Genomic DNA, 12,863 nt, shown 5'->3' on the forward strand with positions numbered 1-12,863 from the left:
TTCCCTCAGGCGTTTGGAGCATCACCCATGAAGCGTCGCGATTTCCTCAAATCCGTCACTGGAGTTGCCGCGGGCGCGATGGTGCCCGCCCCAGCAATCTGGTCCGCCGCCAAGGCTGATGCGCGGTCGGAGACGCTGCTGATCGTTTCCGAAAGCGGCCCCAACAATCTCGACATTCACGGCGTCGGCACCAACGTGCCCGGCTATGAAGTGTCGTGGAATTGCTATGACCGCCTGATCAGCCATGAAATGAAAAGCGGTCCCGGCGGCGTGCCGTATTACGACCGCGACAAGTTCAAGCCCGAGCTCGCCGAGGACATGAATGTCGGCGACATGTCGGTCACCTTCAAGCTGAAGAAGAACGCCAAATTCCACGACGGCGCGCCGGTGACGGCGAAGGACGTCAAGTGGTCGCTCGATCGCGCGGTGAGCGTCGGCGGTTTTCCGACGTTCCAGATGGGCGCGGGCTCCCTGACCAAGACTGAACAGTTCGTCGTCGTCGACGACAGCACGGTGCGGATCGATTTCGCCAAGAAGGACCGGCTGACGCTGCCCGATCTCGCGGTGATCGTGCCCTGCGTCGTCAATTCCGAACTGGTGAAGAAGAACGCCAGCGAGAAGGATCCCTGGGGTCTCGAATACACCAAGCAGCAGACCGCGGGCTCCGGCGCCTACAAGGTGACGAAATGGACCGCCGGCACCGAAGTCATCATGGAGCGTAACGACGCATGGGCCGGTGGTCCCTTGCCGAAGGTCAAGCGTGTGATCTGGCGCATGGTGCCCCAGGCGGGCAACCGCCGCGCGCTGCTCGAACGCGGCGACGCCGATATCTCCTACGATCTGCCGAACAAGGATTTCGTCGAGTTGAAGGACAGCGGCAAGCTCAACATCGTCTCAGTGCCGTATTCCAATGGCGTCCAGTACATCGGCATGAACGTCAAGATCCCGCCGTTCGACAATCCCAAGGTTCGCGAGGCGGTGGCCTGTGCGATCCCCTACCAGAAGATCATGGATGCGGTGCTGTTCGGCCTGGCCAAGCCGATGTTCGGCGCCGCGGCCGACAAGGCCACCGAGGTGGCGTGGCCGCAGCCGACGAAATACGTCACGGACATAGCAAAGGCCAAGGCATTGCTGGCGGAAGCCGGCCATCCCAACGGCTTCGAGACCACGCTGTCGTTCGACCTCGGCTTCGCCGGCGTCAACGAGCCGCTTTGCATTCTGGTACAGGAGAGCCTCGCGCAGATCGGCATCAAGACCACCATCAACAAGATTCCCGGCGCCAATTGGCGCACCGAGCTCAACAAGAAGGTGCTGCCGCTCTACACCAACGTATTCTCCGGCTGGCTCGATTATCCCGAGTACTTCTTCATCTGGTGCTACGACGGCAAGAATTCGATCTTCAACACCATGAGCTATCAGTCGAAGGCGATGGACGAATACATCCACGGCGCCGTCGACGCCGCCGCGATCGGCAACACCGCCAAATACGATACCGACGTAAAGGGTTTTGTCGACCTCGCCTTCAAGGACATCCCGCGCATTCCGCTGTATCAGCCCTACGTCAACGTCGCGATGCAGAAGAACGTCTCGGGCTATCAGTACTGGTTCCACCGCAGGCTCGATTACCGCACGCTGGTGAAAGCGTAAGAGGCAAGCGTCATGCTGACCATGATCGGCAAGCGGCTGATGTTTGCGATCCCGTCGCTGATCGGGGTCGTGATCGTCACGTTCCTGCTGACGCGCGCGCTGCCCGGCGATCCCGCCGCCTATTTCGCCGGGCCCGCGGCGAGCAAGGAAGCCATCGAGCAGATCCGCAAGAAGCTCGGCTTCGACAAGCCGCTGATCGAGCAGTTCTTCCGCTACACCAACGATCTCGCACATGGCGATTTCGGCAACTCGCTTACAACAGGCCAGCCGGTCGCCACCGAAATCCGCAACCGCCTGCCGGCGTCCGCCGAACTGACGCTGCTTGGTCTCGTCGTTTCGGTCATGATCGCGATCCCGCTCGGCGTGCTGGCGGCGACCCGCCCGGGCTCCTGGATTGACCATCTCTGTCGCATCACCACGACCGCCGGCGTGTCGCTGCCGGTGTTCTTCACGGGATTGGTGCTGGTTTACGTCTTCTATTTCAGGCTCGGCTGGTCGCCGGCGCCGCTCGGCCGGCTCGACGTGTTCTACAGCGCGCCGCCGAGTGTGACCGGCCTCTATCTGATCGACGCCCTGATCGCGCGCGATTTAGAAACGTTTCGTTCCGCGCTGAGCCAGTTGATCCTGCCGGCAGCGACGCTAGCGATCTTCTCGCTGGCGCCGATCGCGCGCATGACGCGGGCCTCGATGCTGGCGGTGCTGGCGTCCGACTTTGTCCGCACCGCGCGCGCCAGCGGGCTGTCGCCGTCGACCGTGATCGTCACCTACGCGTTTCGCAACGCCATGCTGCCGGTGATTACCACGCTCAGCATGGTGTTCTCGTTCCTGCTTGGGGCCAATGTGCTGGTCGAGAAAGTTTTCGCCTGGCCCGGCATCGGCTCCTACGCGGTGGAAGCGCTGATCTCGTCGGACTTCGCGCCGGTGCAGGGTTTTGTGCTGACCATGGCGGTCATGTACGTGCTGCTCAATCTGGTCATCGACATTCTCTACGGCGTGATCGATCCCCGCGTGCGGCTTGAAGGGTGAGGTTGGAACATGAGTAGCGTTGCGCCTGCCGCTGAACCCGTCAGTCCCGCGCGTACCTCGGGACTATCAGCGATCTTCGAGCACACCCGCTATGTGCTCGGTGAGAACCGCGTCACGGCGTTCGCCTTTGGCCTTTTGGTCGTCATCCTGTTCGCTGCGGTCTTCGGCCCCTACATCGTGCCCTATGATCCCCTCGCCAGCGATACCGCCTCCGCGCTGAAGCCGCCGTCGGCGGCGCACTGGTTCGGCACCGATCAGCTGGGCCGCGATATCTTCAGCCGCGTCATCGTGGCCACACGCCTCGATACCTTCATCGCGGTCGCCTCCGTGGCGCTGGTGTTCCTGATGGGCGGACTGGCCGGCATCGCCGCTGGCTATTTCGGCGGCTGGACCGATCGTATCGTCGGGCGCATCGCCGACACCATCATGGCGTTTCCGCTGTTCGTGCTGGCCATGGGTATTGTCGCAGCGCTGGGCAACACCGTGCAGAACATCATCATCGCCACCGCGATCGTGAACTTTCCGCTTTATGCCCGCGTCGCGCGCGCCGAGGCCAATGTCCGGCGCAATGCCGGCTTCGTGCAGGCGGCGCGGCTGTCGGGCAATGGCGAGATGCGGATTCTGCTGGTGCACATCCTGCCCAACATCATGCCGATCATGATCGTGCAGATGTCGCTGACCATGGGCTATGCGATCCTCAACGCCGCCGGACTTTCCTTCATCGGGCTCGGCGTCCGGCCGCCGACGGCGGAATGGGGCATCATGGTCGCGGAGGGTGCTACCTTCATGGTCTCAGGCGAATGGTGGATTGCGCTGTTCCCGGGCCTTGCGCTGATGATCGCGGTGTTCTGCTTCAATCTGCTCGGCGACGGCCTGCGCGACATCGTCGATCCGCAGCGGAGGACGTGATGGCGGGGCTCGGAAATGCGACAGGAGTGCTGACCGTTCTACTTTGCATGGGGTTGTTTTCGAGATTTTTGCGGGGACCATCATGACGGCCCAGCCTCTACTCGACGTCAGCGACCTCACCGTCGAATTCACGACGCGGCGCGGCATCGTGAAAGCCGTGCAGCACGTCAACATCGCCGTCGGCAAGGGCGAGACGCTCGGCATCGTCGGCGAGTCCGGCTCCGGCAAGTCGGTGACTTCATATGCCGTGATGCGCATCCTCGACCGCGCCGGCAGGATCGCCGAGGGCTCGGTGATGTTTTCCGGCATTGACGTCAAGGCCGCGACCGAAAACCAGATGCGCGATCTCCGTGGCCGCGAAATCTCGATGATCTTCCAGAATCCGCGCGCGGCGCTCAATCCGATCCGGAAAGTCGGCGACCAGATCGAGGACGTGCTGCGGCAGCATGTGCAGAGCGCGGCCAGCGATCGCGGCGAAAAGGCGATCGAGGCGCTGGAGCAGGTCAAGATCGCGCGTCCCCGCGAGCGCTATCACGCCTATCCGTTCGAACTCTCCGGCGGCATGTGCCAGCGCGTCGTGATCGCCTTGGCGCTGGCCTGCAATCCGCAGCTTCTCATCGCGGATGAGCCGACGACCGGCCTCGACGTCACCACCCAGAAGGCGGTGATGGATCTGATCGTCGAACTCACGAAGCGCCGGCACATGTCGACGATCCTCATCACGCACGATCTCGGCCTTGCCGCGGCCTATTGCGACCGCGTGGTGGTGATGGAAAAGGGTCGGGTGGTGGAGACCGCGAAGTCGGCGGATATTTTTGCCAGGCCCGAGCACGCCTACACCAAGAAACTGATGCGCGCGACGCCGAGGGTCGGCGTGTCGTTGCGGGATTTGCTGCCGGAGGAGGAGACCTCCGTCATGGCCGGGCTTGACCCGGCCATCCATCCTTCCTCGCAAGACTCTTCCTCAAGTGCGATGAACCCCCGGGTCAAGCCCGGGGGTGACGAGAATGCAAAACCGCTTCTCCTCGTCGAAAAACTCGTCAAGGAATATCCCCGGCAGGGCGCGACCGCTGTGCTAGGCAAGCTGTTCTCCCGCAAGCCGCCGGTCGAGGCGGAAGTGTTCCGCGCGGTTGACGGCATCAGCTTCACCGTCGGTCACGGCGAGAGCGTCGGTCTGGTCGGTGAATCCGGCTGCGGCAAGTCCACGACGTCGATGATGGTGATGCGGCTTCTGGACCAGACCTCCGGCCGCATCATGTTCGACGGCGAGGAGATCGGCGCCATCCTGCCGCAGGCCTTTGCGCGGCTGCCGCTGCGCAAGAGCATCCAGATGGTGTTCCAGGATCCGACCGACAGCCTCAACCCGCGCTTCACCGCCGCGCGCGCCATCGCCGATCCGCTTCTGCAACTCGGCGATATCAGGGGGCGCGACGCGCTGCGCGCCCGCTGCGAGAAGCTTGCCGGCCTGGTCGGCCTGCCCGTCGACCTGCTCGATCGCTTTCCGCATCAATTATCCGGCGGCCAGAAAGCCCGCGTCGGCATCGCGCGGGCGATAGCGCTGCATCCAAAGCTCGTGATCCTCGACGAGCCCACAGCGGCGCTCGACGTCTCCGTGCAGGCGGTCGTGCTCAATCTGCTGCAGGATCTCAAGCAATCGATGGGCATGAGCTATTTGTTTGTGTCGCATGATCTGAACGTGGTGCGTTTGCTGTGCGATCGTGTCATCGTGATGCGTGCGGGGCGAATCGTCGAGCAAGGCTCGTCCGAACGCGTGCTCGGCGATCCGCAGGACGCCTATACAAAGGAATTGCTGACGGCGATCCCGCATCCGCCGTTGCCAGCTCATCAAGAAAGCTGAGTGGGAGTGAAATGGCCGCGGAACCCCTGGATGATTACATCAACGCCGTATCCAAGGCGCTGGCCCTGCCGGTCGAGGACGCCTGGCGGCCCGCGGTGCGGGCGAATCTCGAAGTGTCGCTGAGGCTGGCGCGGCTGGTCGATGAATTCCCGCTGCCGGATGAAACCGAGCCGGCCAGTGTCTACACAGCCTGATAGCGCCATGACCATAAACACCGACGGGCTGTCAGCCCAGCAAATCGCGCAAGCCGTAACGGACCGCAAGCTGTCCGCGCTTGACGCGACCGAGGCCGCCTTGGCGCGGATCGCCAAACACGATTCCGTCCTGAACTCCTTCACCGACATCACCGCCGATCGCGCCCGCGCCACGGCCAAAGCGATCGATGCCGGGATCGCCGCCGGTCAGAAGGTCGGTCCGCTCGCCGGCGTGCCGTTCGCAGTGAAGAACCTGTTCGATGTAAAAGGTCTTTCCACCCGCGCCGGATCGAAGATCAACCGCGATCTCGCAGCCTCATCGCGCGACGCCACGCTGATCGAGCGCATGGAGGCGGCCGGCGCCGTGCTGGTCGGTGCGCTCAACATGGGCGAATACGCCTACGATTTCACCGGCGAGAATGTGCATGACGGCCCGTCGCGCAATCCGCACGATCCGACGCGGATGACCGGCGGCTCCTCCGGTGGCTCGGGCAGTGCGGTCGGCGGTGCGCTCGTTCCGATCGCGTTGGGATCCGACACGAACGGCTCGATCCGGGTGCCGTCGTCGTTCTGCGGCGTGTTTGGCCTGAAGCCGACCTACGGCCGGCTGTCGCGGGCGCGGTCGTTTCCGTTTGTCGCCAGCCTCGATCATCTCGGCCCGTTCGCGCGCAATATCGGCGATCTCGCGCTGGCCTATGACGCCATGCAGGGGCCTGACGCTGACGACGCTGCCTGCACGGCACGGCCGATCGAACCGGTCGCGCCGCTGCTGGCCGAAGATATCTCCGGTCTACGGGTCGCGGTGGCCGGCGGTTATTTCCAGAAGAACGTCTTTCCCGAAGCGGTCGAGGCCGTGGCGCGCGTCACCAAGGCGCTGAACGCGACCAAGATCGTCGAAATTCCCGAAGCTGCGCGCGCCCGCGCCGCGGCTTACGTGATCACGACGACCGAAGGTGCCTCGCTGCATCTCGATCGCCTGCGCAAACGCCCGAACGATTTCGATCCGGCCGTGCGCGATCGCCTGATTGCGGGCGCGATGGTCCCGGCGCCGCTGGTCGATCGCGCGCAGAAATTCCGGCGTTGGTACCGCGCAAAGGTACTGGAGCTGTTCAAGTCGGTCGACGTAATCATTGCGCCGGCAACACCCTGCATTGCCCCGAAGCTGGGGCAGGTAAACTTCGTGCTCGATGGCGTCGAACTGCCGGTGCGCGCCAACATTGGCATCCACACCCAGCCGATTTCGTTCATTGGTCTGCCGGTGGTCGCGGTGCCGGTGCCGCTGGAGCCGATGCCGATCGGCGTGCAGATCATCGCCGCGCCCTGGCGGGAGGATATCGCGCTACGCGTTGCGCATGCGCTGGAACGCATGGGCGTCGCCGCCGCGCCACAGCCGAGGGGACTATAGCGATGGAGATCGATCTTCCGGACGTGCTTGCCGAAGTCACCGCGCAGTTCGCGCGCTACGAAAAGGCGTTGGTGTCGAACGACGTCGCGGTGCTCGACGAGCTGTTCCGCAATGATCCCTGTACGCTGCGTTATGGCATCGCCGAGAATCTCTACGGCTACGATGCGATCATGGCGTTCCGCGCCGCGCGCTCGCCGGTCGGGCTGATGCGTCGGACCGACAAGACCGTGATCACGACCTATGGGCGGGATACCGCGGTCGCCTCGACGCTATTCTATCGCGACGGCGCACCGGGCAGGGTAGGGCGGCAGATGCAAACCTGGGTGCGGTTTCCCGAAGGTTGGAAGATCGTCGCGGCGCACGTCAGCATTATAGATGAGCCCGAATCTTCCAAGCAAACGGATCAAAAGGCATGAGTCTGGATGATCTGCCGGAAACCACGGTTCGCCGCGTCGACCGCCCTTCGTCGTTGCGGGACAAGGTCACGCGTGCGGAGGAACTGCGGCTGCAGCTCGCCGACGAGATCGTGCGCGGCGTGCTGCCGCCGGGATCGGCGCTCGACGAGACCGACATCGCGCGGCGCTTTTCAGTGTCGCGCACGCCGGTGCGCGAGGCCTTGCGTCAATTGGTGGCGAGCGGGCTGGTCGAGGCGCGTGCGCACCGCGGCGCCGTCGTGGCGCAGCCCTCGCTCGACCGCTTGACGGAGATGTTCGAGGCGATGGCCGAGCTGGAAGCGCTGTGCGCCGGGCTCGCCGCCGAACGGATGCCGGCGGCGGATCGCCAGAAGCTGGAAGCGATCCACGAGGAATTGCGGGTGCTGAGCCATGCCGGCAATCCCGAACGTTTTCACGAAGTCAACGAGCGCTTTCACAATGCGATCTATGCCGGCTCGCAGAACGGCTATATCGCCGAGATGACGCTGGCGACGCGCGTGCGGGTGCAGCCGTTCCGCCGCGCCCAGTTCCGCAACCTCGGGCGGCTGGCGAAATCGCATGCCGAGCACGACCGCGTCGTGGTCGCGATCATGCGCGGCGACAAGGCGGGTGCTGCGGCCGCGATGCGTGCACATATCGAACTGGTGCGCGGGGAGTATGAACTTTACGCGGTGTCGGTGTAGGCCTTTCGCCGCTTGCGCAAGGACCGTAGGGTGGGCAAAGGAGCGTTAGCGACGTGCCCACCACCTATCAGCGAACGCGCTTCTTGATGGTGGGCACGCTTCGCTTTGCCCACCCTACGAAGCGACGGCTAAACCCCCGCCTTCTCCGCCATGAACGCGCGCCAGCCGCCGAAAGCGGAAATATCGCGCGCGCCCCCGACCGCCACGGGCTCCACCATAAAGCCCTTCACGCCCCTTCCATCGGCAAGCCGTATCGTGCCGATCCCGAGCGGTGGTGGAATCGCGGCGACGAATTTGCCGAAGGCGGCCGCCGACAGCGCCCATAGCTCCAGCTTGATCGAATGTCCCGCGCCCGCGTCGACGCGCAGCATGCCGGGCTTCGGCGGCGTGGTGTCGAGCGCATAGAGCTTGTAGTCCGGCGTCGTCGTGGTCGCCTCGATCAGGCGTGCGCCGAGCATCTGCAGTTCGCCGTTGAGCGCCATGCCGGAGAGATGCGCGCCGACCACGGCGATGGTGATTTCGTCGCCGACGACCGCCGCCGGTAACGGAGCGAGCACGGGCTGCGTCAGGCCCTTGGCTCCCATCTTCAGTTTGGTATCGGCGTGAAACACCCGCCCGATGCTGGCGAGCTTGGCGTCATAGCCGGCGGGCGCCAATAGCGTGATGCCGAACGGAATGCCGTCGGGCCGCATCGCGGCCGGCAAGGCAAGCCCGCAGAGGTCGAGCAGATTCACAAAGTTGGTGTAGGTGCCGAGCCGGCTGTTGAGCTCGACCGGATTGGCCAGCACCTGCGCGGTCGAATAGGCGGTCGGCGCCGTTGGCAGCACCATCGCGTCGAAATTGGCGATGCTGCGCTCGGCAACGCGGCGCAGCGCCTGCAGCCTATAGAGCGAGGCGAAGGTGTCCGCAGCGGTCAGCCCTGCGCCGGCGGCCGTGATCTCGCGCGTCACCGGATGAATCGAATCCGGCGACGAGGCAAGAAGATCGCGGATGACAAGGTATCGTTCGGCGACCCACGGGCCCTCGTAGAGCAGCCGCGCGGTCTCATAAAACGGCTCCAGATCGAATTCGACCAGCGTGGCGCCGAGCGATGCCCAGCGCGCGAGCGCCTCGCCATAGGCTTTCTCCGCGGCGCGGTCGCCGAAGAAGATCAATTGGCCGTTGCGCGGCACGCCGAGCTTGAGCTGGCCCGGAAACGTCGGCATTTTTTCCATGGGCCGGTCGCGCGAATACGGATCGGCGCCATCGGCGCCGGCCATGACCGTTAGCGCTGTCATCGCATCATCGACGGTGAGCGAGAACACCGAAATGCAGTCCAGCGTCCGGCATGCCGGCACCAAACCGGCGTTGGAAATCAGCCCGAGGCTCGGCTTCAATCCAACGATGTTGTTGAGCATCGCCGGCACGCGGCCGCTTCCTGCCGTGTCGGTGCCGAGCGCCAGCGGCACGAGGCCGGCGGAAACCGCGACCGCCGATCCGGAACTCGATCCGCCCGGAACGAGATCGCTACGGACCGGATTGACCGGAATGCCGTAGGGCGAGCGGACGCCGACCAGGCCGGTCGCGAACTGGTCGAGATTGGTCTTGCCGATGATGATGGCGCCGGCCGCGCGCAGTCTTGCAACGGCCGTCGAATCCTGCGCGGGCGAATAGGAGAAAGCCGGGCAGGCCGCCGTGGTCGGCAGGCCCTGCGCGTCGATATTGTCTTTTACGGCGACCGGGACACCGTAGAGCGGAAGCTGCGCAGCATCTTTTTTCGTCAGGCTTTCCGCTTCCGCCAGCGCATCCTTCTCGTCGCGCAGGCTGATGAACACGGCCGGATCGTTGTGGTCGCGGATGCGCTGATAGCTGCGCGCGACGGTTTGCGCCGGGGTCATGGTCGCGGCGCGGTGCGCGGCGACGATGGCGGCAACGGTTTCAGGCACGTCAGACCCCATGGCGGACAAAACTCCAGCGAGCAAAGGTTACCGTCCGAACGAAGCAAGCGATGTGCCATTGTGTACAATCGCTGGATGGAGTCGGCCCTAAACGATAGGTACGTAATATCAGTTATTTAGGACACGAGCATGCTTGCGCTGTGAGCCTGCGCGGTCGCGCGGTTGCCTAAAATATAGGCGGAAAGACCTAAGGCGGAGGCGACAGCCTCAATCAGGTGAACGCGGCAAGGATTTGCAGCAGCCGCTCCCGGTTTTCCTTGCCGATTTTATCGGCCACATGGCGCTCATGTTCGGCGGCGAGCCGCCGGAACTGCGCCAGCGCGGTCCTGCCGCGCGCGGTCAGATGCAAGGCGTGGGAGCGCCGGTCGGTGGCCGATCTGAGGCGGCTGACCAGTCCGCGCTGTTCGAGGCTGTCCAGCAGGTGCACCAGCCTGGCGCGCTCGATTCCGAGCCGCTTGGCGACCGCCATCTGGCTCAGGCCGGGATTGGCGCCGATCACCGTCATCACCGAATACTGCGTCGGGCGTATATCGACGGCGCCGAGCGTGCGAATAAAATCCTGAAAAATCCAGATCTGGAAGCGCCGCACCGCATAGCCGGCATGGCCGGCCAGCGCGTCGAGGGCGATCTCGTCATCCATGACGTCGCTTTGTGATCTGCCGTTTCCGGCCTGCTTGCGGCCGGAACGCAGTTGCGCGCTGGCGCGCGATTTGGCCGTTCTGGGCATTTGACTGTTTCCCGCCATCGCCTCTCCTTCTAGCGCTTCGCAGGCCGAAGGGAAAGATTGTTGTTGACGACAACAATTGTTGTGCTCAACATTAGGGACAAGCGGCCCGTCTGAGGCTGCAAGCCGGCATGATGCGCGGCAACCCTGAAACAGCCGGGACAGGAGGAAACCATGACCTTCGCCGCCGCAAGCGGTGACAATTCACGCAGTCTGTTCGCGATCCCTGCGATTGTCGCCGACCGCCGCGCCGACGGCAGCATTCTGGTCAAGTCGACCGTGCCGCTTCAGCCGGGTGCGCGTTGCATCGGCGACTGGCTGGAGCATTGGGCGCGGCAGGCGCCGGACCGGATCTTTGTCGCCGATCGCGCCAGCACCGATGCGCCGTGGTCGACCGTCACGTACAGGGACGCCTTGCAACAGGTGCGTTCGGCAGCCGCCTGGATCCTCGCGCAAGGGCTGAGCGCCGAGCGGCCGCTGGTGATCTTGTCCGACAACAGCGTCGAGCATGCGCTGTTCGCGCTCGCGGCCCAGCACGTCGGCGTACCGTCGGCCGCGATCTCGCCGGCCTATTCGCTGATGTCCAGAGACTTCGACAAGCTCAGGAGCATGGTCGAACTGCTCGGGCCCGGCGCGATCTATGTTTCCGGTACAAAACCGTTTGCTGCGGCGCTGTCGGCGATCCAGCCGCTGCATTCGGCCACGATCGTCAGCGGCAGCGCCGGGGACGCCGGCGCCATCTCGTTTCGCAACATCGCGGCCACGCCGGAAACGCCTGACGTTGGGAGAGCTTTCGCCGCGATCACGCCCGACACGATCGCAAAGTTCCTGTTCACGTCAGGCTCGACCGGCACGCCGAAGGCCGTGATCAACACCCAGCGTATGCTGACCTCGAGCCAGCAGGCCAAGGCGCAGACTTGGTCGTTCCTCGAAGACAGCGACGATGATCTTGTGATCCTCGACTGGCTGCCGTGGAGCCATACCTTCGGCGCTAACCACAATTTCAATCTGGTGCTACGCAATGGCGGCACGCTCTATGTCGACGGCGGCAAGCCGGCGCCGGGGCTGTTTGCGACGTCGCTTTCCAATCTGCGCAGCGTGATGCCGACGGTCTATTTCAACGTGCCGCGCGGTTTTGACATGCTGATCGCAGCGCTGCGCGGCGATGATGAGTTGCGCAAGAAATTCTTCAACGAGGTGAAATTCGCCTTCTACGCCGGCGCTGCGCTACCGCAGAATCTCTGGGATGCGCTGGAAGAACTCTCGATCAAGACGGTCGGCCGAGCGCTGCCGATGGTGTCGGCCTGGGGTTCGACGGAGACGTCGCCGCTCGCCACCGATTGCCACTTCCAGGCAAAGCGCTCCGGCAATATCGGCGTGCCGATCCCGGGGACTGAACTGAAGCTGGTGCCGTCGGGCGACAAAATGGAGGTGCGCGTGCGCGGCCCGAACGTCACGCCCGGCTACTGGAAGGCGCCGGAACTGACGGCGCAGGCGTTCGATGCCGAAGGCTTCTATTTGATCGGCGACGCCGTGACCTTCGCCGATCCGGCGCGTCCCGAACTCGGGCTGTTTTTCGACGGCCGCGTCGCTGAGGATTTCAAGCTCAATTCCGGCACCTGGGTCAATGTCGGCTCCTTGCGCGTGGCGGGTATCGCAGCGCTGGCGCCGCTGGCTCAGGATATCGTGGTCACCGGCCACGGCAGCGACGAAGTCCGCTTCCTGGTGTTTCCGAACATCGCGGCCTGCCGGGCGCATGCCGGTCTATCAGACAGTGCCGATGTGAAAGACGTGATTGGCCACGACAAGGTTCGCAACACGATCGCGCAAGGCGTTGCAAAGCTGAAGGCGCAGAGCGGCAATTCGTCCGGCCATGCGACGCGGGCGCTGCTGCTGGCCGAGATCGCCTCCGTCGACGGCGGCGAGATCACCGACAAGGGCTACATCAACCAGCGCGCGGTGCTGACGCGGCGCGCGGGCGCGGTAGCAACGCTGGACGACGATTCGTCGGCCGAATGGATCGGTTGCGCCGGCTGAGACCCTGCG

11 protein-coding genes are annotated in these 12,863 nt (G+C 64.2%); 9 read left to right on the plus strand and 2 right to left on the minus strand.

What is annotated here, in order from left to right; translation table 11 throughout:
* The first annotated feature begins 27 nt into the window (after positions 1 to 27).
* The 8 genes from IVB22_RS15925 to IVB22_RS15960 all read left to right on the plus strand — a co-directional run bounded on the left by IVB22_RS15925 (position 28) and on the right by IVB22_RS15960 (position 8,156).
* Complete coding sequence (locus IVB22_RS15925) at positions 28 to 1,647, plus strand: ABC transporter substrate-binding protein (protein ID WP_247518259.1); 1,620 nt, start codon at positions 28 to 30, stop codon at positions 1,645 to 1,647.
* Between the two features lie 12 nt (positions 1,648 to 1,659).
* On the plus strand, positions 1,660 to 2,673 hold the full coding sequence (locus tag IVB22_RS15930) for an ABC transporter permease (RefSeq protein ID WP_247518260.1): 1,014 nt from the start codon (positions 1,660 to 1,662) through the stop codon (positions 2,671 to 2,673).
* A 9-nt stretch (positions 2,674 to 2,682) separates the two neighbouring features.
* Entirely contained in the window at positions 2,683 to 3,582 is a 900-nt protein-coding gene (locus IVB22_RS15935; protein WP_247518261.1) for an ABC transporter permease, read from the plus strand.
* Between the two features lie 82 nt (positions 3,583 to 3,664).
* Entirely contained in the window at positions 3,665 to 5,440 is a 1,776-nt protein-coding gene (locus IVB22_RS15940; RefSeq protein WP_247518262.1) for an ABC transporter ATP-binding protein, read from the plus strand.
* A gap of 11 nt (positions 5,441 to 5,451) precedes the next feature.
* The gene (locus IVB22_RS15945) at positions 5,452 to 5,634 is read left to right on the plus strand and encodes a DUF4089 domain-containing protein (protein WP_247518263.1); all 183 of its coding nucleotides are present in this window, start codon (positions 5,452 to 5,454) and stop codon (positions 5,632 to 5,634) included.
* 7 nt (positions 5,635 to 5,641) lie between these two features.
* Positions 5,642 to 7,039, plus strand: coding sequence for an AtzE family amidohydrolase (locus IVB22_RS15950; RefSeq protein WP_247518264.1), 1,398 nt, complete (start codon positions 5,642 to 5,644; stop codon positions 7,037 to 7,039).
* 2 nt (positions 7,040 to 7,041) lie between these two features.
* Positions 7,042 to 7,455, plus strand: coding sequence for an oxalurate catabolism protein HpxZ (gene hpxZ, locus IVB22_RS15955; protein ID WP_247518265.1), 414 nt, complete (start codon positions 7,042 to 7,044; stop codon positions 7,453 to 7,455).
* Positions 7,452 to 8,156: a GntR family transcriptional regulator gene (locus IVB22_RS15960; RefSeq protein WP_247518266.1), complete on the plus strand. Its 705-nt coding sequence runs from the start codon at positions 7,452 to 7,454 to the stop codon at positions 8,154 to 8,156. The genes hpxZ and IVB22_RS15960 overlap by 4 nt, the downstream gene beginning before the upstream one ends.
* A 128-nt stretch (positions 8,157 to 8,284) precedes the next feature.
* On the opposite strand, the gene atzF is transcribed toward IVB22_RS15960, so the two are convergent.
* Complete coding sequence (atzF, locus tag IVB22_RS15965; protein WP_247518267.1) at positions 8,285 to 10,093, minus strand: allophanate hydrolase; 1,809 nt, start codon at positions 10,091 to 10,093, stop codon at positions 8,285 to 8,287.
* A 211-nt stretch (positions 10,094 to 10,304) separates the two neighbouring features.
* Positions 10,305 to 10,838: a MarR family winged helix-turn-helix transcriptional regulator gene (locus IVB22_RS15970; RefSeq protein ID WP_374207540.1), complete on the minus strand. Its 534-nt coding sequence runs from the start codon at positions 10,836 to 10,838 to the stop codon at positions 10,305 to 10,307.
* 153 nt (positions 10,839 to 10,991) lie between these two features.
* Between IVB22_RS15970 and IVB22_RS15975 the strand changes: the two genes are divergently transcribed.
* Positions 10,992 to 12,854: a feruloyl-CoA synthase gene (locus tag IVB22_RS15975; protein WP_247518269.1), complete on the plus strand. Its 1,863-nt coding sequence runs from the start codon at positions 10,992 to 10,994 to the stop codon at positions 12,852 to 12,854.
* The last annotated feature ends 9 nt before the right edge of the window (positions 12,855 to 12,863 follow it).

It is taken from the genome of Bradyrhizobium sp. 190 (genome assembly GCF_023073415.1).
In the GTDB taxonomy this organism is placed as follows: domain Bacteria; phylum Pseudomonadota; class Alphaproteobacteria; order Rhizobiales; family Xanthobacteraceae; genus Bradyrhizobium.

Coding starts and splice junctions, on each gene's coding strand:
- IVB22_RS15925 (WP_247518259.1), top strand. CDS start 28: ATGAAGCGTCGCGATTTCCTCAAATCCGTCACTGGAGTTGCCGCGGGC.
- IVB22_RS15945 (WP_247518263.1), top strand. CDS start 5,452: ATGGCCGCGGAACCCCTGGATGATTACATCAACGCCGTATCCAAGGCG.
- IVB22_RS15935 (WP_247518261.1), top strand. CDS start 2,683: ATGAGTAGCGTTGCGCCTGCCGCTGAACCCGTCAGTCCCGCGCGTACC.
- IVB22_RS15960 (WP_247518266.1), top strand. CDS start 7,452: ATGAGTCTGGATGATCTGCCGGAAACCACGGTTCGCCGCGTCGACCGC.
- atzF (WP_247518267.1), bottom strand. CDS start 10,093: ATGGGGTCTGACGTGCCTGAAACCGTTGCCGCCATCGTCGCCGCGCAC.
- IVB22_RS15940 (WP_247518262.1), top strand. CDS start 3,665: ATGACGGCCCAGCCTCTACTCGACGTCAGCGACCTCACCGTCGAATTC.
- hpxZ (WP_247518265.1), top strand. CDS start 7,042: ATGGAGATCGATCTTCCGGACGTGCTTGCCGAAGTCACCGCGCAGTTC.
- IVB22_RS15950 (WP_247518264.1), top strand. CDS start 5,642: ATGACCATAAACACCGACGGGCTGTCAGCCCAGCAAATCGCGCAAGCC.
- IVB22_RS15970 (WP_374207540.1), bottom strand. CDS start 10,838: ATGGCGGGAAACAGTCAAATGCCCAGAACGGCCAAATCGCGCGCCAGC.
- IVB22_RS15975 (WP_247518269.1), top strand. CDS start 10,992: ATGACCTTCGCCGCCGCAAGCGGTGACAATTCACGCAGTCTGTTCGCG.
- IVB22_RS15930 (WP_247518260.1), top strand. CDS start 1,660: ATGCTGACCATGATCGGCAAGCGGCTGATGTTTGCGATCCCGTCGCTG.